This is a genomic window from Desulfatibacillum alkenivorans DSM 16219, assembly GCF_900142135.1.
GTDB lineage: Bacteria > Desulfobacterota > Desulfobacteria > Desulfobacterales > Desulfatibacillaceae > Desulfatibacillum > Desulfatibacillum alkenivorans.
Map to the genome: position 1 here is coordinate 1 of NZ_FQZU01000030.1, position 20,924 is coordinate 20,924.

The 20,924-nt window shown below is 57.3% G+C and carries 21 protein-coding genes and 1 riboswitch; of the genes, 1 reads left to right on the forward strand and 20 read right to left on the reverse strand.

Going from position 1 to position 20,924, the window contains the following annotated elements; translation table 11 throughout:
- Positions 1-303, forward strand: a 303-nt coding sequence (locus tag BUE18_RS28340) for a hypothetical protein (protein ID WP_211482825.1), incomplete at its 5' end; no start/stop codon positions are given.
- A 472-nt stretch (positions 304-775) separates the two neighbouring features.
- On the opposite strand, the gene cobT is transcribed toward BUE18_RS28340, so the two are convergent.
- The 20 genes from cobT to thiC form a co-directional block, all read right to left on the reverse strand.
- Positions 776-1,858 carry a nicotinate-nucleotide--dimethylbenzimidazole phosphoribosyltransferase gene (cobT, locus tag BUE18_RS19575; RefSeq protein WP_073477877.1) on the reverse strand — a complete coding sequence of 361 codons (1,083 nt, stop codon included), beginning with the start codon at positions 1,856-1,858 and terminating at the stop codon, positions 776-778.
- 21 nt (positions 1,859-1,879) lie between these two features.
- Positions 1,880-2,839 carry an adenosylcobinamide-phosphate synthase CbiB gene (gene cbiB, locus BUE18_RS19580; RefSeq protein ID WP_073477878.1) on the reverse strand — a complete coding sequence of 320 codons (960 nt, stop codon included), beginning with the start codon at positions 2,837-2,839 and terminating at the stop codon, positions 1,880-1,882.
- Positions 2,836-3,936 (reverse strand): pyridoxal phosphate-dependent aminotransferase, encoded by a 1,101-nt coding sequence (locus BUE18_RS19585; RefSeq protein ID WP_073477879.1) that lies wholly within the window; start codon positions 3,934-3,936, stop codon positions 2,836-2,838. Before BUE18_RS19585 ends, cbiB begins: the two co-directional genes overlap by 4 nt.
- Entirely contained in the window at positions 3,933-4,700 is a 768-nt protein-coding gene (cobS, locus tag BUE18_RS19590) for an adenosylcobinamide-GDP ribazoletransferase (RefSeq protein ID WP_244549347.1), read from the reverse strand. The genes BUE18_RS19585 and cobS overlap by 4 nt, the downstream gene beginning before the upstream one ends.
- Before the next feature lie 11 nt (positions 4,701-4,711).
- Complete coding sequence (gene cobU / locus BUE18_RS19595; protein WP_073477880.1) at positions 4,712-5,233, reverse strand: bifunctional adenosylcobinamide kinase/adenosylcobinamide-phosphate guanylyltransferase; 522 nt, start codon at positions 5,231-5,233, stop codon at positions 4,712-4,714.
- Positions 5,233-6,753, reverse strand: a complete 1,521-nt coding sequence (locus BUE18_RS19600) for a cobyric acid synthase (RefSeq protein ID WP_073477881.1) — start codon at positions 6,751-6,753, stop codon at positions 5,233-5,235. The genes cobU and BUE18_RS19600 overlap by 1 nt, the downstream gene beginning before the upstream one ends.
- Positions 6,750-7,478: a precorrin-3B C(17)-methyltransferase gene (cobJ, locus tag BUE18_RS19605; protein ID WP_244549348.1), complete on the reverse strand. Its 729-nt coding sequence runs from the start codon at positions 7,476-7,478 to the stop codon at positions 6,750-6,752. Before cobJ ends, BUE18_RS19600 begins: the two co-directional genes overlap by 4 nt.
- A gap of 29 nt (positions 7,479-7,507) precedes the next feature.
- Complete coding sequence (locus tag BUE18_RS19610; RefSeq protein ID WP_073477883.1) at positions 7,508-8,551, reverse strand: cobalt-precorrin 5A hydrolase; 1,044 nt, start codon at positions 8,549-8,551, stop codon at positions 7,508-7,510.
- Entirely contained in the window at positions 8,548-9,312 is a 765-nt protein-coding gene (cobM, locus tag BUE18_RS19615; protein WP_073477884.1) for a precorrin-4 C(11)-methyltransferase, read from the reverse strand. Before cobM ends, BUE18_RS19610 begins: the two co-directional genes overlap by 4 nt.
- A 1-nt stretch (position 9,313) precedes the next feature.
- Complete coding sequence (locus BUE18_RS19620; RefSeq protein WP_073477885.1) at positions 9,314-10,531, reverse strand: bifunctional cobalt-precorrin-7 (C(5))-methyltransferase/cobalt-precorrin-6B (C(15))-methyltransferase; 1,218 nt, start codon at positions 10,529-10,531, stop codon at positions 9,314-9,316.
- On the reverse strand, positions 10,524-11,630 hold the full coding sequence (gene cbiD / locus BUE18_RS19625; RefSeq protein WP_073477886.1) for a cobalt-precorrin-5B (C(1))-methyltransferase CbiD: 1,107 nt from the start codon (positions 11,628-11,630) through the stop codon (positions 10,524-10,526). Before cbiD ends, BUE18_RS19620 begins: the two co-directional genes overlap by 8 nt.
- Positions 11,620-12,678, reverse strand: coding sequence for a nucleoside recognition protein (locus BUE18_RS19630; protein WP_083611166.1), 1,059 nt, complete (start codon positions 12,676-12,678; stop codon positions 11,620-11,622). Before BUE18_RS19630 ends, cbiD begins: the two co-directional genes overlap by 11 nt.
- Complete coding sequence (gene cobI / locus BUE18_RS19635; protein WP_073477887.1) at positions 12,653-13,390, reverse strand: precorrin-2 C(20)-methyltransferase; 738 nt, start codon at positions 13,388-13,390, stop codon at positions 12,653-12,655. The genes BUE18_RS19630 and cobI overlap by 26 nt, the downstream gene beginning before the upstream one ends.
- 1 nt (position 13,391) lies before the next feature.
- A complete protein-coding gene (locus BUE18_RS19640) occupies positions 13,392-14,009 on the reverse strand; it encodes a precorrin-8X methylmutase (RefSeq protein WP_073477888.1) in 618 nt (205 codons plus the stop codon).
- On the reverse strand, positions 14,009-15,379 hold the full coding sequence (locus BUE18_RS19645; RefSeq protein ID WP_073477889.1) for a cobyrinic acid a,c-diamide synthase CobB: 1,371 nt from the start codon (positions 15,377-15,379) through the stop codon (positions 14,009-14,011). Before BUE18_RS19645 ends, BUE18_RS19640 begins: the two co-directional genes overlap by 1 nt.
- Positions 15,376-16,308, reverse strand: coding sequence for an ABC transporter substrate-binding protein (locus tag BUE18_RS19650; protein ID WP_073477890.1), 933 nt, complete (start codon positions 16,306-16,308; stop codon positions 15,376-15,378). Before BUE18_RS19650 ends, BUE18_RS19645 begins: the two co-directional genes overlap by 4 nt.
- Positions 16,308-17,066, reverse strand: coding sequence for an ABC transporter ATP-binding protein (locus BUE18_RS19655; protein WP_244549349.1), 759 nt, complete (start codon positions 17,064-17,066; stop codon positions 16,308-16,310). Before BUE18_RS19655 ends, BUE18_RS19650 begins: the two co-directional genes overlap by 1 nt.
- A 16-nt stretch (positions 17,067-17,082) precedes the next feature.
- The gene (locus BUE18_RS19660) at positions 17,083-18,117 is read right to left on the reverse strand and encodes a FecCD family ABC transporter permease (protein ID WP_073477892.1); all 1,035 of its coding nucleotides are present in this window, start codon (positions 18,115-18,117) and stop codon (positions 17,083-17,085) included.
- 32 nt (positions 18,118-18,149) lie between these two features.
- Positions 18,150-19,022: a sirohydrochlorin cobaltochelatase gene (locus BUE18_RS19665; protein WP_073477893.1), complete on the reverse strand. Its 873-nt coding sequence runs from the start codon at positions 19,020-19,022 to the stop codon at positions 18,150-18,152.
- Positions 19,023-19,282: 260 nt separating this feature from the next.
- A riboswitch (cobalamin riboswitch) is annotated at positions 19,283-19,470 on the reverse strand.
- 88 nt (positions 19,471-19,558) lie between these two features.
- Positions 19,559-20,881 carry a phosphomethylpyrimidine synthase ThiC gene (thiC, locus tag BUE18_RS19670; RefSeq protein WP_280173712.1) on the reverse strand — a complete coding sequence of 441 codons (1,323 nt, stop codon included), beginning with the start codon at positions 20,879-20,881 and terminating at the stop codon, positions 19,559-19,561.
- Between the last annotated feature and the right edge of the window lie 43 nt (positions 20,882-20,924).

Genomic DNA, 20,924 nt, shown 5'->3' on the forward strand with positions numbered 1-20,924 from the left:
ATACCAAGTTGCTGTCATTTGAGTAATTTGCTCATTCGTTTTCCGGGCTTTGGATCCACACCCCGGCGCTATTCGGGAAAGACGATGGGTCCCCGTTTCCGGGATTGCGTCACGATGATTGCAAAACAACCGCAATCATCCCGCCGCCCTCCCTCCACGGGGATGACGGAGAGCGGCGGCCATGCCGGACAAAGAGGGGGAGAGGCCGCCCCCGGCATCCTCATAAAAGGGCTTCAAGCGCCCTTTGCTCTTTCGCTTACCGCAAATAATCGTCATCCCGGCAAGGGCGATCCTGCTTTTTAGGATCGTCCGCAAGCCGGGACCCAGCGTCTTTTTGATTTTTTCCTGAAATATTCTTACCTTTTTGAACGCAACTTGGTATAAGAAGTCCGGCTTTGCACTTCACACGGGCGAAAGCGCTGATGGACTTCAAACCCGACATGAAACCGATCTCGGGGTGTATTGCTTGAAATAGATGTGCAAGGGATCATTTTGTTGGGTTTCGCAGGGAGAGAGAACCACCTGAAAGAGATCCCTCAAAACATATAGGTCATGGGACTTCAATATGCCGTCCCCACGCTCTACCCAACCTACATTTTATATGTAAAAATAGTAGGTTGGGTAGAGTTTTGGAGACCTTTCCTCTGAGGCTGTTTTCTTTGCGCCGGGAGCAATGCTCAAAGCCGGAAGCATATGGACGAAACCCAACAAATACCTTTTAAGTTGGAATGCCGCATCTTGTTTGCCGGCAACCTGGCGTCATTCCCGGAGGCATCTATTCCTTGTTGGTCACGCCCGCCTGCTCAAAGGTCAAAACCTCCTTGAACACCTTGACCGACGCTTCCAGAATATTCATGGCCAAGGCGCCTCCGGTGCCTTCGCCCAGCCTAAGGCCTAAATCCAGGATGGGCTTAAGGCCCAAATGGTCCAGCATGAGCTTGTGTCCCGGCTCTTCCGAGCAATGCCCGGCGAACATGTATTGCCCGGCCAGAGGGCATAAAGCCTGGGCGATCAAAGCGCCCGCCGTGGAGATGAACCCGTCGATAACCACTGGCTTCTTATGATAAGCGGCAGCCAGAACGATGCCGGCAATGCCCGCGATTTCGTAGCCGCCCACCTTGGCCAAAACGTCCAGGCCGTCCTTGGGATTGGGCTGGTTCACGTCGATTCCTTTTTGGATGGCGGCCTTTTTACGCTTGAGGCCTTGGTCATCCACGCCCGTGCCCCGGCCGGTCATGTCGTCCAGCCCGGCGCCGGTCAAAACCGCGCCGATGGCTGCGGAAGGGGTTGTGTTGCCAATGCCCATGTCGCCGGTTCCAAGCACCTGAACGCCTTCGTTTATCAGAGCGGACGCCCTTTCAAACCCGCACAGGATGGCCTTTTCCGCCTGCTCTTTGGTCATGGCCGGGCCTTTGGCGAAATTCTCCGTACCCGGAGCGATTTTGTGGGAAAAGAAAATGTCGCCGGTTTCCAGCCCCAGGCTCGTCGGGTCCACCTTCATGCCCATGTCCACCACGATGACCTTGGCGCCCACATGCCGGCACAGGCAATTAATGCCTGCGCCGCCCGCCAGGAAATTCTTGACCATCTCCCCGGTAACCTCCTGGGGAAAGGCGCTCACGCCCTCGTCAACAATGCCGTGATCTCCGGCCATGACGATCACGGCCTTGGAGGAGACGTCCGGATCCTGGACGCCCATAATTCCGCACAACTTTTCTCCAATATCATGCAACCGGCCCAAAGCCCTGGGCGGCACGGCCAGCTTGGCCGTGTGCTCTTTGGCTTGCTCCACCATGGATTCATCAATGGGCTGGATGCTGTCCAGGACGTCCTGAAGGTTTTTGATCTTTGTCTCCACTGCTAAACTCCTTTGATTATTTTAAGATGCCGCCGCTGCCAAGACGGCGAAAAGCAATCCCAAAAAAGACGCGGCCAGCATGAGGCGCCGCGCCTTTGTGATGTGCTCCGCTCCGGGATCGCCGAATTGTTCTCCCAAAAAGGGCTTGTCCACCAGCTCGCCGTGATACACGGCCGGGCCGTTCAGCCTGATTTCCAAAGCGCCTGCAAAGGCGGCTTCAGGGTATCCGGCATTGGGGCTTTTGTGGTTTTTCCCCTCCAACACGGCCGTCTTAAACGCCTTTTGGTGCGCAAGCCCCATCATGCGGGCCGCCAGGGCGATAATGGGGATGGAAAGGCGCGCCGGGATGAAATTGGCGGCGTCGTCCAACCGGGCCGAGGCCTTGCCGAAAAGGATGTATTGCTCGTTTTTGTAGCCCACCATGGAATCCAGGGTGCTGGTCATCTTGAACGCCATGGCCGCCGGAGCGCCTCCCACGGCGATCCAGAACAAAGGCGACAGAACCCCGTCCACAAAATTTTCCGCCACGGTTTCTACGGCCGCCTTGCACATCTGAGTAGGCGTTAAATCCCTTGTTTCCCGCCCAACAATCATGGAAAGCTCGGCCCTGGCTTTTTCCGTTTCTCCCTGGCGAAGGGGCTTCTCCACGGCGTAAGCCGCCTTGTCCAGGCACCGGGGGGCGATGCTGAAATACAGGATGACTATTTCCAGAACGGCGCCCAACCAGGGATGAATTGCGGCCCCTAAAGCCAAAACCAGCCAGCCTGAGAACCAAACCAGGGCAACAAGGCATAACGTGAACAAAGCCCCGGCCCAGACCGTAGGGACTGAAAGGCGCCGAAAAGGCTGCTCCCAGCCTTCAATCAACCGCCCCATAAGACGGATGGGATGGGGCATGCCCTGGGGGTCGCCCAGGATCATGTCCAGGACGAATGCGATGATAAGGGCCTGCCACAGAGGCAGGGGCAAATCGGGGGTCATGCACTTTCCTTTTCCATAAAATCGTTCGCCAGCGAGGCCAACAGGTCCGCGGCCCTGGCGTTGGATTGGGGATCTTTCAGGGAAATGCGAACGTAGGCCGGACCCAATCCCTGGAAGTTGGAGCAATTCCGTATCAATAGACGTTTTTCCAGCATCTTTTGCCAGACGATCTGAGAGTCGAGGCCTTCAGGGAGTCTAAAAAGCACAAAAGGCGTTGCACCGGGAAAGGCTGTCAGACCATCGGCCCGGGCCGCCCTGTCCTCCATGGCCTTTCGCTCCCGGGCCGTGTATTCGGCTGTTTTTGCAATATAAGCCAGGGCGTCTTCCCGGTTGTCCAGAGCGAATTGCACCGCCTTTTGGGCCAGGCTGCCCACGCTCCAGGGGAGTTGAAAGGCCTCCAGCTTTTCTTTCAGTCTTGGGGGAGAGATAGCAAAGCCGATCCGCAGGCCGGGAACCTTGAAAATTTTCGAAAAGGAACTCAGGACAATCACGTTATCCATCCCGGCTTTCGCCAAAGAATAGTCCGCATAGTCCCGGACAAAGGGAAGGTACGACTCGTCCACCACAAAAACCGTCCCGGGGCATTTCCCCGCCGTCCATTGGATTTTGTCTCGGGAGTACAGATCGCCCGTGGGGTTGTTGGGATTGCACAAAAAGACCAGCTGGCTGTCCTTGGCGGCTTTGACCATGTCCGGAAGATCGTGCTTGAAGCTGTCGCCTGGTTCCGTAAAGCCTCGGGCGAAAGGCATCTTATTCATGGCGCAGGCGTCGGCATAATCCGCATAGGTCGGCCCCAAAACCAAAGCTTTGCCGGAGGAAAGAATCCTTGGCAAGGAGTATATGAACTGGGTGGTTCCGCCCGCGGCCAGCACCTTTGCCGGGTCCATGCCGTGCAAATCCGCAAAGGCCCGGGTTGTGGAGCCCGCGTCCGCTTCGGGAAGATTTACGGCGCAGTCCATGGAGTTTTTAAGATGCTCCAGCATGCCCGGCATGGGCCCCAGTGGGTTGGTGTTGGAGCTCATGTCCATAATGCCGGAGGGCGTCAGACCCATTTTCGCCGCTGCTTCGGCGATGTTTCCGCCGTGTCCTGCAATCATGTCCAGGCTCCTGACAGCATGAGCAAGGCCAGAGCCTCGTTCACTTCGTTCATGGCGCCCAACATGTCGCCGGTGATGCAGCCCATCTTGGCCTTGTAAAAGGCCAGGAGAGCAAAGGTGGAAACGCCGAAGGCCGCAATGGTCATCACCCCGGCCGCGCCCATTCCCAGGATCAAGCATACGGGGATCGCCAAAGGGAAAAAGGCTTTCATGGGCAGGGGCTTTTCAAAAAACGATCCGCCCGTGCCGCTTGGCCTGCCGTAGGGCAAAAATCTCATGCCGAAAAGCATGCTTCCCCTGGCCAGGGCAGGCGCCGCCGTAATCGCTAAAAACCGGTGATGCTCCAGGCCTGACAGGCCGCCCCACTTGATCCCCAAGCAGGCGGCCGCGGCGACCAGCCCCATGACGCCTATGCGGCTGTCCTTCATGATTTCCAGGGCGCGCTCCCGGGGACGGTGGGAAAACAGGCCGTCGGCCGCATCGGAGAGTCCGTCCAGATGCAAGGCGCCGGATAGGGCCGCCAGCAAAACCACGTCCAAAACCGCAACCGTGGAAGGCGGCCAGACGTTAAGCGCCAAAAAATCAAAGCAAGCCGTGATAAAGCCCAGGATCAACCCCGCCACGGGAAACCAGGCGACCATGACCGAGGCGTCAAAATATTCAACCTCGCCCGCAGGCAGGGTGGTGAGAAACTGCGTGGCGCCCCGCAGTCCGCACAGGCGCTCCATGAAACGAGAATTTGTAAGCCGCTTTTTTAAATCCATTCTAAAACCAACTATCCTTTGATGGTTACGGGAATGCCCGCAACCACCCACTGCACCTGATCGCAGGCTTTTGCCATGATCTGGTTGACCTTGCCCGCCGCGTCCCGAAAAAGGCGCGACAAGGCGTTTTCCGGCACGATTCCGGCGCCCACTTCGTTGGAAACCAAAATGACCGGGCACGGCGCCTTTTGAATGGCCTCAGCCAATTCCTTCGCCTTATCCGCGATTTGATCCTGAGTCTTGTCCGCCAAAACCAGGTTGGAAATCCATAGGGTCAGGCAGTCCACCAGAATCACCCGGCCCGGACGGGCGTTGTCCGCAACGGCTTTGGCAAGTTCCACGGGTTCTTCCACGGTTTGCCAGTCGTCGCCCCGATCCGCCTGATGCCGGGCCACCCGATCCTCCATTTCATCGTCCAAGGGCTGGCATGTAGCGATGAAAACTTTTTCCGAAACATCCTGAGCGTTAGCCAAGTCCAAAGCAATGGAGCTTTTTCCGGACCGGCATCCGCCAATCACCAAAACCGGCTTCATTATTCCATGGCCTCCTTGATGAGGGCGTCAACATCCACGTGCTTTTCAAAATGCCGGGCCAGCATGTCGTATTGCCGGTCCCTGGCCTGCATGCCGGACTCTTCCGTGATTTCCAGACCTTCCAGGCCCAGGCTTTTCAGCCACTTCTTCAGGACCGCCGGAGAATCAAAGAGGCCGTGCATATACGTCCCCATCACCCGGCCGTTGTCCGACATGGCGCCGTCGTAGTCCTGACAGGCTTGCTGGTTGCGATCCAAAACCTTGAACAAACCTTGGGACCGCTCCTTTCCGGAATTCAAATCCTCGGGCAAGGCGGTCTGGCCCATGTGGATTTCGTATCCAGCGCCGGAAACGCCGTCCCATTCAAAGTTGGACAAAGTGGTGGTTTTGGGCGCCTTGAGAACCGTGACATGAGGCAGAAGGCCCAGGCCTTCGGTAGCGCCGGGCTTTCCTTCCAGGCCGCCTGGGTCCTGCACTTCTTTGCCCAGCATCTGGTAGCCGCCGCAAACGCCCAAAACGCGCCCGCCGCTTTGCACATACTCCCTAATTTTGGCGGTCCAGCCCGTCTGCTCCAGCCAGTCCAGGTCGTTCCGGGTGCTTTTGGAGCCGGGCAGGATGACTGCCTTGTACGGCGTCAGGTCCCGCACGCGTTCCACAAAATCAACGCCCAGGCCTTTCACCTGAAACAAAGGGTCGAAATCCGTAAAATTGGAAATATGCGGAATGCGGACCACCAAAACCGTGGGGGTTTTGGAGGGATCGGTTTTGGCCTCGGGGTGCTCGATCACCACCGAATCCTCGGACTGAATATGAAAATGATCGAACCAGGGCAGCACCCCGAAAACCCGTTTGCCGGTTTTCTTTTGGATCCAATCCACGCCGTCCTTGAACAGGGTTATATCCCCCCGAAAACGGTTGATGATGAATCCGGCTATCTGGTCCTGCTGCTCCTTTTCCAGGCAGGCCAAAGTGCCCACAATCTGAGCGAAAACCCCGCCCCGGTCGATGTCCGCGGTGAGGATGACCGGCGCGTCCGCATAGGCGGCCATTTTCAGGTTTACGATGTCCCGTGCCATGAGGTTGACCTCGGCGCAGGAGCCCGCGCCTTCCATAACCACCACGTCGTTTTCCGCGCGGAGGCGGTCCAGGGCCTGGCAGGCCGCGTCAAACAGCCGGGCTTTTTCCTTGTGGTATTGCACGGCGGAAAAATCCTGCAAGACCTTGCCCAGCAAAACCACCTGGGAGCCGATCTGGGTTACGGGCTTTAAGAGCACCGGGTTCATATCCACATGGGGGGGAACCCGGGCCGCCTCCGCCTGGACGATCTGGGCCCGGCCCATTTCCAACCCTTCGGGGGTGACGCCCGAGTTGTTGGACATGTTCTGGGCCTTGTACGGGCTGACTGCATAGCCTTTGTCGGAAAAAATCCGGCATAAGGCCGTGGCGATCACGCTTTTTCCCACGTCCGAGCCTGTGCCGAAGGCGGCCAGGCATTTGGCTTTTTTATTTTCCTGCTTCATATATCGTACTTCTTGCTGTATCCCCGGGGGGTGATCATCAAATCCCCATGGATGAAGGTTGAGGAGTTCCCTATAAACACGATGCTTTGCATGCCCACGTCCGCCTTATCCAAATCCTGCAGCGAAGATAACTGAATGCGCTGATTCTCCCGCATGGCGCCAGTGACGACGCCCACAGGCGTGGCGCCCGCCCGATGCTCCAGGATGATCTCCCTGGCCCGGTTCAACTGCCAGTCGCGCTTTTTGCTTTTGGGGTTGTATATGGCGATGACGAAATCCGCCGAGGCGGCCGCGGCAATGCGCTTTTCGATCAATTCCCAGGGCGTGAGCAAATCGCTCAGGCTGATGGCTGCAAAATCGTGGGTCAAAGGCGCGCCCAGCAAGGCCGCGCCCGCGCATAAAGCCGGAATGCCGGGGACCACCTCCACGTTCAGGCTTCCCTCAGCGCCGGCGTCACACGAATTGCAGGCGATATTACGGGTCGCCAAAATTTCCAAAACCAGACCGGCCATGGCGTACACGCCGGGATCTCCGCCCGAAACCAAGGCGCAGGATTGGCCTTTCAATGCTGCGTCAATGGCGGCCTCCACCCGGTCCACCTCTTTAGTCATGCCCGTGGCCAAAGTTTTCTTGCCCTGGATGACCGGTTCGATGATCTCCAGGTAGGTCTTGTAACCCACCACAATGTCCACAAACCCGAGCACTTCTTTGGCCCTGCCGGACATATGGAATTCGGCGCCCGGGCCGGTCCCCACTATGTAAAGGGCATTGCCGCTATGGCTACGGTCGCCGTTTTGCCGGCCTGTTTGGGCGTTATCAGGTTTCTCCGGCCCGTCGCCAGAATGGCTGCTGCTTCGCATACGCTTTTTACTCCTATGTGCTTGTCCACCAGGGGAGAGGGATTGGGAACCATCTTCACCTGATCCAGTTCGTCGGTTGAATAAAAATGAATGGGAACGTCCAGATCTTCGGCCAGTTGAAGCAGGCCGGGCTCATCCGCCTTGAGGTCCACGGAGACGATCCGGGCCAGGCTGTGCATGGACAAGCCCTGCGCCTTAAAAACTTCTCGAACGTGCGCTTCCAGCTCGTGTTTGGAAACGCCCCTCCGGCAGCCGATGCCCGCCACTAAACACTTGGGCCGTAAAACCAGCACCAATCCGGGCAGGTCCCGCGCCTGGTAATCCACAAACACCCCGGACCGGGTTGGGGTGAACATGGCCGGCTCCTCGATCAATTCGTGAGGGATGTGGGGTTTGATCAGATTGTAGGGGTCGTGCATGGGCAAGGCCTGGCCCTTGATGTACGCCATGCTCACGTGCTTGATGGCCCGCTTGTTTTCAATATACAGCCCCTGCTCCCTGGCGATGACGTCAATGCTGGGCGCCTGGTTGACGTCCGTGGACGTGGTGATGACCGGCTGGGCGTCCAGGATGGAGGCAAGCTCCCTGGCTAATTCGTTGGCGCCGCCGATATGACCGGAAACCAGGCTGATGACAAAATGCCCGGCCTCGTCGCCGCAGATGACCGCCGGGTCCTTGGTTTTGTCCTCCATCAGATTGGCGATCACCCGGACCACAATGCCCGTAGCCATGATAAAATAATGGCCGTCGTATTGGCTCCAGACCTGGCCCAGAGTTCGGGAGAGCAACGTGAACTCACCGTCGGCCCCGTCCATTTTCAGCTTGGAGGAGAAATACAACTCCACGCTTGGCCATGCAGCCTTAACCTTTTGGGCCAATTCTGCGGCGTTGGGCGTCATGGCCCAGACCGCCAGTTTTTTTTCGGACCAATCGGTCATGCTTCCTCCCGGTACCCATGGGAAAAGCTCTTGTTATACAGCAGGGACTGGGCGTTTCCCTTGGCGTCCAGAAACGGGCCCACAATGATCAAAGCCAGACGGTTGATCTTGTTATCTTCCATGATCCCGGCCATTTTGTCCACGGTTGTGAGGATGATGTTTTGCTCCGGATGACTGACCTTGTAAGCGATGGCGCAGGAAGCCTGCTCGCCGTAGGTCTTGGAGAGGATGTCCGCCACCTCGTCTGCCATGCTCGCGCTCAAGTAGATGGCCAGGGAAGCCTTGTGCTCGGCCAATGAAAGAAGGGATTCCTTCTCCGGCACCGGGGTGCGGCCGGAAATTCTTGTGAAAATGAGCGTCTGGGAGATGTTGGGCACGGTGTATTCCGCCTTCAGCTCGGCGGCTGCGGCAAACGCCGCCGTCACCCCGGGGATGACTTCATAAGGGATTTCTCGTTCGTCCAGTTTGGCCATTTGCTCACGCACGGCGCCGTACAAGGACGGATCGCCGGTATGCAGCCGGACAATTTTTTTTCCTTCGCTCCAGGCCTGGGCCATCTTCTCCACCATTTCGTCCAGGTGCATGCCCGCGCTGCTTTCCACTGCCGAGCCGCTCTTCGCCCATTGGAGCACAGCTTCCGGAACCAGCGACCCGGCGTAAAGGATGTAATCCGCGTTTTCCAGGGCTTTCATGCCCCTGACCGTGATGAGGTCCGGCGCTCCCGGGCCTGCACCCGTAAATATGACGGGATGTTTTTCCATATTATTTTCCTTTTTCTCCCATTATAATCCACACGGGGTTCAACGCCTCCATGCGCCTGCCCCATGGCATGTTTTTGGATTGACTGATCTGGGCCTGGGTCAGGCTGACCGCAAAACCCTTTTCCTCCAGTAAGGAGACGGCCTGATTCAGGGTTTCCAGCAAAACCGTGTTGATCACGATGTTTCCCTCATGATTCAAAGCCTGCATGGCTGCGCCCAATACATCAGAGAGGCCTTTCCCTCCGCCGCCGATGAACACCCGATCGGGCCGGGGTAAACCGTCCAGGCCTTCCGGCGCATCCGCCTGGAGAACGGATAGATTTTTCACATTGAATCGCTCTGCATTGGCCTGGATTTGCCCTACCCGCGCTGGGTTTTTCTCCACGGCGTATACAAAGCCCCGGGGCAAAAACAACGCGGCTTCCAGACCCACGGAGCCGCTGCCCGCGCCAAGGTCCCAAAGGATATGGGCAGGCTCCAGTTGCAGCATGGACAAGCTGAGGGTTCTAACCGGCGCCTTGGTAATCAACCCTTTTTCGTGAATGAACCAGTGATCCGGGGTTCCAAGCCGCAAGGGGCCGGGAGGATCGGATAGGTCCCCTTTTTGAAGCACAACCACGTTGGGCTGGGCGAATGCAGCGAAATCAAAGGCGCATGGATCGATTTGCGATACCTTTTCCTCGTCATCGCCCAGTTTTTCCAGCACCCGCATGTTCCAGGAATAGCCGTGCTTTCTAACAACCTCTGCGATGACTTCCGGGCTGTTGGCCGGGTCGGTGAGCACGCACAACAAGTCGTGCTCATCCATGGCTTTTTTCAAGGGAGACAAGCCCTTTTTACCGTGCAGGCTGACCCAATAAGCCTCCTGCCAGGGCAGGTTCAGCCGGGCGAAGGCAGCGGCCATGCTGGTGACGTTGGGGTGGATGACCACGTTTTCAGCGCCCAGGCGGTTGATGAGCGTCTTGCCGATGCCGAAAAACAGCGGATCGCCCGAGGCCAGCACAACCACCCTTTTATCCGCCATGCTTTCCTTAATGAAATCAACCAGTTCGGATATAGGGCCGGCAATCTCCCGTTTGATAGCATCCACGCCTTCAAAAGACTCCAAATGCCTTTTGCCGCCAACCAGCACCTGGGCCTGTTGGATGATTTCCAGGTGCGTCTGGGTGAGATCCCTGGGCGACAATCCCATGCCGACTACTTGAACCCGGTTACTCATGAGTTTGACTCCCTTCCATGGAATCAAAGGCCATATTACCCTCAAAGTCGAATATGATCGCCCGGATTCGAGACTTTCCATCGCAAAAGCCGGACGCGGATTTGATCATATGCTCCCCCACCCGTTCCAAAACCTTGGGATGGTCAGGATAAACCATGCCGAAAGCATGGCGGGCCGTGTTGGCCCGGGCGACTTCCCCGGCCAGGGCATCATCCTCTGTAAGCTCCCGCACATGCCCGGCCAGCCAATCCATGGTCAGGCTGGACTTGGATGCATGGGTGTGGGGTATGCCCTGGGCCATTTTCAGGGCTTTGCCGAAAAAAACCGCCAAGGTGGTTTGGGCCAACTGATTTTTTAACACGCCCTGCATGGACATTTGAAAAAAATCCCCAATCTGGATGAACGCCTCTTCGGGCAATTCCTTAAAAAAGGCCTGGGCGTGCTTTTCGGTCCGGCGCCCGGTGGTCAAAACCACGTGGTCCGAACCGCAGGCTTTGGCCACGGACAGGGCCGACTCGATGGCGGCGATGTAGGCCTCATGAGACAAAGGCTTGACCAGCCCCGTGGTGCCCAATATGGATAGGCCGCCCTCAATGCCCAGGCGATGGTTCAGGGTTTTTTTTGCCAGCTCCCGGCCGTTTTCCACAAAAATCTCCACGCTGACGCCCAAGGCGTTTTCGCAAAAAGCCAGGGCCTGTTCAGCGGACTGCCGGATCATTTGCCGCGGCCCCAGGTTGATGGCCGGCTCTCCGGGCGGGATTTCCAACCCCGGCTTGGTGACCACGCCCACGCCCTGGCCGCCGGTTATCTTCACCTCGCCAGGCTCCTTGATCAGACAAACTTTGGCGCCGATCCGGGCTTTGTGGGTGATGTCCGGGTCGTCTCCCGCGTCCTTGATGATGACCGCCTCGGCCTGGCCGTTTTCAACAAACACGGAATCCACAGGAATTTGCATGGATTGGCCGTTCAGCAAATCCACCTCCACAAATCCGGGCGCCTCCCGGGTCAGCAGATGCAGCAAGGCCGCCTTGGAAGCTGCAGCGGCGGCGGTTCCCGTGGTGAAACCCTGTCTCAGTTTCTTTTTTTCCTTAGCCTGCAAACCAGTAAACCGCTCCTGCCAAAATAATGCTAGCCACCCGAAACCCCTGGCCCATCAACAGCATTTGCAGGCCCATACCGGGGGAAAAAATGCCCATGTAACGGGGCAGTTGATGCCTGATCGCCCGAATGGGAAAAGCGATGATGTTCCCCAAAAGCAAGGCGATGACGGTTTGCTTGACCGTGATGCTTCCCGCGTCCATCAAGGCGCCGGCGGCGGCGAAACCGGCCGTAAACTCCGAGGCGAAGCTCAAAACCACCACGCTTAACGATTCCACCGGGATGAAAGCCTGAACCGCAAACCGGGTCATAAGGGTTTCCAACGCGTCAAAGGCGCCCGCAACGGTCAAGACGTAAACCACCGTATAAGTCGGGACCACAAAGGCGACAACCCGTACAAACCGGCTTGGAACCTTTGCCTTAAGCCCTTCCCAAAAGGGTTTTTTCTTTTTGCGGGAGGCGGGCTTTTTTACCTGCTCATCGAAATTCTGCTCGCCCTTGTTTTCCGGCTTCATGAAAAAATGCCCGTAGGACGCAAACAGCGCGGTCCTTAAGCAGGTCGCCAAAAAAGTCAGTAAAAAATACAGCAATCCGGCCGTTTTGGTCAGCGGAACCACGATGAAAAAACTCACGGGCAGATGCAGAAAATAAGCCGGAAACTGATTGATGAAATTGGTCAGGAACAACTGCCGTTTTGTGATCCGCTCTTCCTTGTAAAAATCCAAAAGCATGGCGTTGGCCGACACCCCGGAGAAAAAAGCCGCTGTAAACGCCGCGCTGCAGTGGGCGCCCAGATTGGCGAAGCGAAACATGGGCGCTGCCAAAAACCCCAGCTTCTCCGTCCAGTTTGTGGAGTCAATGGCCTGAGCCGCAACCAATCCAATGCTGACGAACAACAAAAGCCGGGCAAGGGGCAGCAGCAATTTGGAGGGAAGTTTGGCGGCTTCCAGGCCATCGACGGCCATGAGCCCCACGCCGAGCGCTGCAAAGGTTATTAGCAGTCCAATGGCCAGGGCTCTGGGGTTATTGTTCTTTTTTCTGCGCGACAAAATTCTTGCTCTTCTTGGAGATAATCAGGGTCCAGTAATTGGGGGCTTTTTCGCGAAAAACGTTGATGTCGGTGATGATCTGCTCGTCTTCCAAGCCGCATTTAACCACGCCTACGCTGTTTCCGTCCATGCCCGCCTCGCCCAAAGACTGGGCGATGTCTCCGGCGTTCTTGTAGGCTTTGAGAAAGACCACGTTGTCGGCGTGATCCGCTACCTCCCGAAACCGCCCTCCCCCGTTCACGCCGGAAAGCAGGGTCAGGGATTCCTCCCCTTCCACCAAAGGCGTGTTAAGACGGGAGGCCGCCGCCTGATACGACGTGATGCCGGGCACGGAGACCACGGCAATGTGCGGCGCCAGCCGCTGGATGTTCTTCAGCACATACCCGAATGTGGAATAGGTCATGCAATCCCCAAGGGTGATAAAAGCGGCGTTCCTGCCCTCTTCCAGAACGGCGATGATGTCCAGGGCGTTTTTCTCCCAGGCCTTTTCCATGGTTTCCATGTTCTTGGTCATGGGAAAAGGGATCATCTCGACCGGGACGGACTCCTTAAGATGGGGCTTTGCGATCTCCACGGCCTGGCTATGGGAGTTCTTTGTGGAGGATGCAGCGAACACCACGTCCACTTCGCCCAGAATGCGGGCCGCTTTGAGGGTTATGAGGTTCGGGTCTCCCGGCCCAACGCCTATTCCATATAGGGTTCCTGGATTCATACTAAGTCCTTTCGCGCGCGATCAATGCCAGGGCGTTGATCACGCTGACAGCCACGTTGGAGCCGCCTTTACGGCTCAGGTTGGAGATGTAGGGAATGTCGGTTTTAATAAGAGCCTCCTTGGACTCCGCCGCATTGACAAATCCCACGGGCAGGCCCACCACCAAGGCGGGCTTGGCGGCGCCGCTTTCGATCAGGTCCAGAAGATGCAGCAAGGCAGTGGGCGCATTGCCCACCGCGTAAATGCCGTTTTCCACCAGGGCGGCGCCTTTTTCCGCGGCCACGTGGGCGCGGGTCAGGCCTTTTTCCTTGGCTTCCTTGCCGACTTCCGGGTCAGTCATGAGGCAGGAAACCGTGCAGCCAAAAGGCGCCAGGTTGTCCTTGCGGATGCCCACCCTGGCCATGTTGGTGTCGGTGACGATGGCGCAGCCGCTTTGAATGGCCCTGACGCCCTCCTCAATGGCTTTGGGATGGATTCTCACCATGTCGATGTATTCAAAATCCGCCGAGGTGTGGATCATCCTGCGGACAATCTTCCATTCGTCCAGGCCGAATCCATGATTTCCGGCCTCTTCGTCAATAATTTCAAAGCTCTTCTCTTCGATTTCATGGGGCAGCATCAGCGGTTTTTCCTTTCTTTTTGATACTCAAGACAAGCCTGCACAAAGGCCTGGGGCGCCTTGGGCTGGCTCATAAAATGCAAGTGCAGGTAGCTGCCCAGGCAGCGGTTCACCTGAAACCCGTCCACGCTTCGGGCGCCGCCGGACCGGTCAACGGCGTCGTAAACCGACTTCCGGCCGTGTTCGTCCAGTTGGGAGTAGTGAAACTCATGCCCCCTGACGCACAGGCCGGCCTCGCCCAGGACGGTTTTTTGATTAAAGGTGACTTCCCGGTATCCTAAGGCCCGTAACCGGGAGGACATGCGGCAGGTCAGGTCAAAGCACCCGATCATGGGGTGCTCCCGGCCGTCCAGGTCTTCCAGGGTTTTGCACAAAACCATAAAGCCGCCGCACTCGCCGTAGATGGGCATGCCCTCCTGGCACGCCTGTAAAATTTCCTCTTTCAACGCCGTATTTCTTGCCAACGCCTCGGCGTGAAGCTCCGGATATCCTCCGCCCAAATACAGGCCGTCCACATCTTCGGGCAGGCCAGAGTCTTTCAAAGGGGAAAATTCCACAATCTCTGCGCCCCAGGATTCCAGCAACTCCAAATTCTCGGAATAATAAAAGCAAAAGGCCTGATCCCGGGCCGCGGCCATGCGTACGCGAGGCGCTGCTTTTTCCATCTGAGGAGCGGGTTCCAAAGCAATATCCGGCAGGGACGCAAGAAGATGGTCCAGGTCCAGGTTGTTCTCCACCAGGTCGGCCAGGGCGTTTTGGATGCCCGGGTCAAGGCCGTGGTCTTCGCTGGTGACAAGCCCCAAATGCCTGGAGGGGATGGATATGTCCTCGTTCCGGATAACGCCGCCCAGGCAGGGCATGGCGACTTTGCCTTCCAGGGCTTCCTGCAAATAGCGGTAATGGGTGGGGCTCCCGGCTTTATTGAACAAAACGCCGGCGAATTGCAGGTCGGGATCAAAATTTTCAAAGCCCTGAACCACGGCCGCTGCGCTTCGGGCCATGCTCCTTGCGTCCACAACCAAAAGCACGGGCAGGCCCAGCCACTTGGCCATCTGGGCCGTGGACCCGGCTTCGGTTCTGCCGTCGTATCCGTCAAACAGGCCCATGACGCCTTCCACCACGGCGATGTCTGCATTAGCGGCGTTTCTTAGCAAGATATCCAGGCTGCATTCCCGGGGCAGCATCCAGCCGTCCAGGTTGCGGCTTTGCACGCCTGTAATCGCGGTATGGTGGCCGGGGTCGATGAAATCCGGCCCCACCTTGAATGGCGCCACGTTCAAACCGCGCCGGCGCAAGGCGGCCATGAGGCCCAGAGTAATAGTGGTCTTGCCGCACCCGCTATGCACGCCCGCGATGACGATTCCCTTCATTGCACGCCTCCTTTGCCAAAGGCTTCGGGATACAGGATTTCCCCGATAATCCGCACGCCGTCCAACAGCGCCGCCGTTGGCCGGGAAACCAGCCTTTCCTCCACGATATAAACCTGGCCCTCGCGCACGGCTTTGATGATTTCAAAACCCGGCTCGTTGATGATCATGGAAAGGGTGGGCTGGTTCATGGCGCCGTCCTGGGAGAGAAAGACATCGATTTCACTGGCTTTGGATAAAATCCGCTCCTTGCCGTAATAGGCGATGTTGGTGCCTCGCACGGAGGTTGCGTCCGCCGCCGCGTTTACGCCTCCTGCGGCTTCCAGGGCGTAAACGGCCATGGAGCCCGGCGTGAAGGTCCTCATGCGGTCGTGTATGGCCTCGAAATAAACCCGCTTCTTATTAGGCAGGGCGTCGGAGATTTTTCTGATCCGGGCGATCTCTTCCTTGAAACGGCTGACCATTTCCCGGGCCTCGGCGGTCTTCCCCGTAAGCATTCCCAAGGAAACCCAATACTCGAACATTTCCTCCACCGTGGACGGCTGAAACGAAGCCACCGCGATCCCGGCCTTTTCCAGGCCCTCAATAAGCCTGGGATATCCATGGTTGATCATAGGACGCGTAAAGACCAAATCCGGCTTGTACGCCAGGAATTTTTCCAGACCGTCGTGGTAGGAAAACACGGCTTTGCCTTGCCAGTGGTCGCTTGGGCTGACGCCGATTATTTCCTCGTCCAGGCCGAGATTCCTCAGGTTATCGGTGTGAGCGCCGTATAAAGAGATGATCCTTGTGAACGGAGCCTTAACCTGGAGCGAAGCGCCGGTGTGATCCTGCAGCACAAGAATATCGTCATTCTCTGCAGCCTGAACAAAACCCGCCGAAAAAACAAGGCAGACAATCAAAATCGCTGTATTAACAAAAAATCGAATCATTACAAAAACACCACCTGCTTGCGCTGAATGGTTTCGTCAAAATATACTTTGGATTTCACCTCAAACACCGCTTGAATCACCGGCTCGGTCAGAATGTCATCCACCGGCCCGTGGGCGGCGGCCTTGCCGTTTTTCAAAAACAATAGGGACTGGCAAAACCGGGCCGCCAGGTTGATGTCCTGCATCACGCTGATGACGGTCAGGCCCGCCTCCCGCACCTTGTCCGCCGCCAGCCTCATGAGAGCCAGGGTGTGGCGGACGTCCAGATTGGAGGTGGCCTCGTCCAGAATCAGGGTTTCGGCGTTCTGGGCCAAAGCCCGGGCGAAAACCACCCGCTGCCTTTCCCCGCCCGAAAGCTCCGTGACGTTACGCTGGGCGAAATCCCTGGTCCCCGTGGACTCCATGGCCTCTTCCACCATGTCCCAATCCTCCTGGGAAGGCGCGCCGAACCGGCCTATGTGGGGATACCTGCCCATCATCACCACCTGGGCCGCGGTAAAGGGAAAATTCACCCGAAAATCCTGGGGAACCAAAGCGCATTTCCGGGCAAGCTCCCTGCGGGCTGCTTTGTCCACGGCCCGGCCTTCCAGAAAAACCCGGCCTTTGTTGGGCTTCAAGTGCCCGGAGATTAAATCCAGCAAGGTTGTTTTTCCGCTGCCGTTGGGCCCAAGCACGCCATGAAACAAACCGGACTCCAACTCCAGGCTGACGCCCGACAACACGCTCCGGTCGCCATAGGAAAACCATATGTCCTGCAACTCATGCCCCATGCGCCTAAAACCCGGTCTTTTGGGAAAATCCCCGTTTAAACACGTAACAGAAAAAAGGCCCGCCTATGAGCGCGGTCAATACGCCGATGGGCAGTTCCGAAGGAAGCACGGCCCGGGTGAATGTGTCGGCGCACAGCAATAATACGGCCCCCGCCAGTAACGAAGCGGGCATGAGCCTCTGATTGTCCGCACCCAATATCCCACGCATCATGTGGGGCACCAAAAGCCCCACAAAACCGATGATGCCGGAAACCGAAACGCACACCGCAGCTATCAGCGAGGCGGCCGCCAGCAAAATCAAACGCGATTTTTTTACGTCCACGCCCAGGGAGGCGGCGGCCCGGTCTCCCAAGGCCATCAAGTTCAAATCCCGTCCAAAGCACAGGCAAATGAAGGCGCCCGCACTCACAAAGGCCAGCACCAATCCTGCATCGGCCCAGGTTTTGGAAGCAAAACTGCCCATGAGCCAAAAAATGATGACCGACACCCTTTCGTCCGCCACGTATTTTAAAAAGCTGATTCCAGCGGATAAAATGGCGGCCACGATAATCCCTGAAAGAATCAGGTTGTTGGAGGAATATCCTCCCACCGAGTTCGACAAGTACAAAACCACCGCCAAAGTTATCAGCGCGCCGGCAAAGGCGCACATTCCCACGCTAAGGCCCTGGAAATGGATCATGTTGAACAAAAAAGCGATGCAGGCCCCAAAAGCGGCGCCCGCGGAAATGCCCAGAGTGTAGGGATCGGCCAGGGGGTTTTTCAAAATTCCCTGAAAAACCACGCCGGAAAGGGACAGCCCGGCGCCCACGATGGCCGCGGTAAAAATCCTGGGAAGACGCACGTCCCAGACCACGGCGGAAATCAACGGATCGACCCCGGCGCCGCCGGCAACCCGCTCCCAGATCACAGCCAATACCTGCCTGTAAGGCACGGACAAAAAGCCCATGCCGGCGGACCCAACAACCACGCATCCCAAAATCGCCGCCAAAACGGCGATGATGAGTGCGGGGGATTTTGCTTTGTCCATTTTAACCGGCATGAGCTATATTTCCTTTATACGTCAATCAGCCTCTATAGATGGGCGAAGGCCTTGGTAAGCTGGCCGACCCAGATGTCCACGAATTCATCGTACTCTGCGGCGCCTTTGAGCACGGTCTCGCATTTGAAACCCGCCTTGGTAAGCTGGGTTTTCCATGAGTCGTCCTCGGGACCGGCCATGTCGTTCTTGGCGTGATCGCCGGCGACCGACATAAAAGGCATGATCCAGACTTTCCTGATCTTGTTGGCCTTCAAGTAATCAATCACGTCGTTCAGTTCCGGATAGCCTTCCACGGTTCCCATGATGATGTTGGGATCCTGCTGCTGAAGCTGCCAGTTCATGGCCGAATAATAGATGTTGCCCGGATGATGAGTGCCATGGCCCATGAGCACCACGGCTTCGTTGGCTTTGCGGGCTTTGGGGATGGTTGCGATGACGGCGTCCACAGCCTTGGCGACGGAATCCTGAGCGCCCAGCATGGGATAGCCCAAGGTCAGCCTTTCGAAGCCTTCCGGCATGGCCCGGAAGCCGTTCACGGTCTGCACCAGGGCATGGTACTCTTCGCCGGGAATGGTATGCAGCGACTGGACCGCCACGTGGGTGTAGCCTTCATCCATCATCTTGGCCAATGCCTCCGCCGGAGACGGGATGACTTCTCCCTGCTTGGCCAGCTTGCGGCGGATGATGTGAGAAGTATAGGCCCAACGCACGTCCACGCCCGGAAAGGCCTTGGCGACTTCTTCTCCAATGTTCGTAAACGACACCTTGGCGGACTCCTCGCTGGTGCCGAACGCCGCCAGCAAAATGCCTTTCTTCACTTCCTTGGCTTCTCCGTGTCCGGCGTAAGCATTGAACGCGCAAAAAACCAAAGCCAAAACCAACGCTGCCGACAAAATCTTTTTCATGCAACTTCCTCCTCTTGCTCCTGGATGTTAAATCACGCGGCCAAACCCATGTTCCTCTTCATTTTTCACCGCGCCTTTTAAATTTCCGGCGGAAACGAGTCCTTGAACCCGCTCCCGCCGCCCATATTCCAGGGAGGCGGTCCCGCTTTTTCCCGGCCCCAAAACAAAAACAGCCCTTCAAGCAAAACTGCTTGAAGGGCTGCACCCAGTTTCTTGGCCCTGTAATTTAAAAACCAGCGCACGCGTTCCATCGCGCATGTCCGGATTATACGGTTAAGGCAGGTCTTCTGGCTCTCGGATCATCCCAAAACCTGCGCCTTCCCATCCGCCTTTTAGCGAACAGTGGCAATGTGCAGGTTTGGTCCCCGATTACAGCGGCGGGACCGCTCCCGAATTTAACGGGATTCCCTGTTAGGCCCTATTGGGCGCCTCAACTGTCAATCGTGTTATTCGATCAATGAGTTATTGTCAAGCCTCATCTTTCTTGTAAATACTTGCCGCAAACCATAGCAATGAATGGCGTGATTTTCCCGATATCAGGCCTTGACTCCTGCACTCAAAGCCTCGTTAAACAACTTGCCCGAAGCCCGGTTGGCGCAGAACTCGCCGCACATGGTGCACACCTTGTCGTCGCAGGAGGGAGAACGGTCGTCACGGATTTTCCGGGCGTCCTCGGGAAACAATGCATTGGCGAACTGGCCTTCCCAATCCATGTCCCGGCGTGCGCGGCTCATGTCCATATCCCGCATGCGGGTTTTCTCGGGCAGCTTGCCCATGTCGCCGATATGGGCCGCCAAACGGGCGACCTTTACGCCTTCCACCACATCGTCCACGTTGGGCAGGGCCAGATGCTCGGCCGGGGTGATGTAGCAAATCAGGTCCGCGCCGTAACGGGCCGACTGGGAAGCGCCAATGGCCGCCGCCAGGTGATCGTATCCCGCGCCCACGTCCGTGGGCAGGGGGCCGAGCATGTAGTACGGAGCATTGTTGCTCATGCGCTTTTGCAGGATGATGTTGGCTTCGATTTCGTCCATGGGCACGTGGCCGGGGCCTTCCACCATCATCTGGCATCCCATTTTACGGCCCAATTCCGCCAGCTCGCAATTTGTCAGAAGCTCCTGAACCATAGCCCGGTCAAAGGAATCGGCCACGGCGCCCGCCCGAAGCCCGTTGCCCAGGGAAAGCACCACGTCGTATTTCCGGAGAATCTCCACAACCCGGTCGAACTCTTCGTACAGGGGATTCTCACGCTTGTTGGTCTTCATCCAGGCTACCATGGAAGCGCCGCCCTTGCTCACAAGGCCGCCGTAACGGTAGCCCTGCTTTTCCAGGCGCTCGATGGTGTACAGATTGATTCCGCAATGGACCGCCATAAAAGATATGCCGTCCGCGCACTGCTTCTCGATGATGTCGAAAAGCATGCCGGAGTCCAGCTTGTTGGGATCGCCGTATTTTTCCGTCGCCTCGCAAAAAGCCTGATACAAAGGCACGTTGCCCACGGGCAGGTCCACGGCCGCCAGCACTTCCCGGCGCACCTTGTCCAGGTCCCCGCCCACGGAAAGCTCCATGAGGGTGTCGGCGCCGGCTTCCTGAGCCGCCTTGGCCTTGGCCACTTCAAAGTCAATGTTGCTGATGTCGGTAGAGGTGCCGATGGAGGCGTTGATCTTGGTGCAGAGCCCCGCGCCGATGCCCACGTTCCGGCACGGCCTGTTGGCGTTTTGAGGGCAGACGATCCGCCCCTGGGCGAAATGCTCGCGGATTTCCGAGGCGGCAACGCCCTCCTTGGCCGCGATTTCTTCCATCACAGGGGTTACCCGCCCCTCGACAGCCCATTGAACCTGGGTTTTTTCCATTGTCATACATCCTTTCCCTGACAAGCAGGATGTCGGCGAAGCCAAGGAA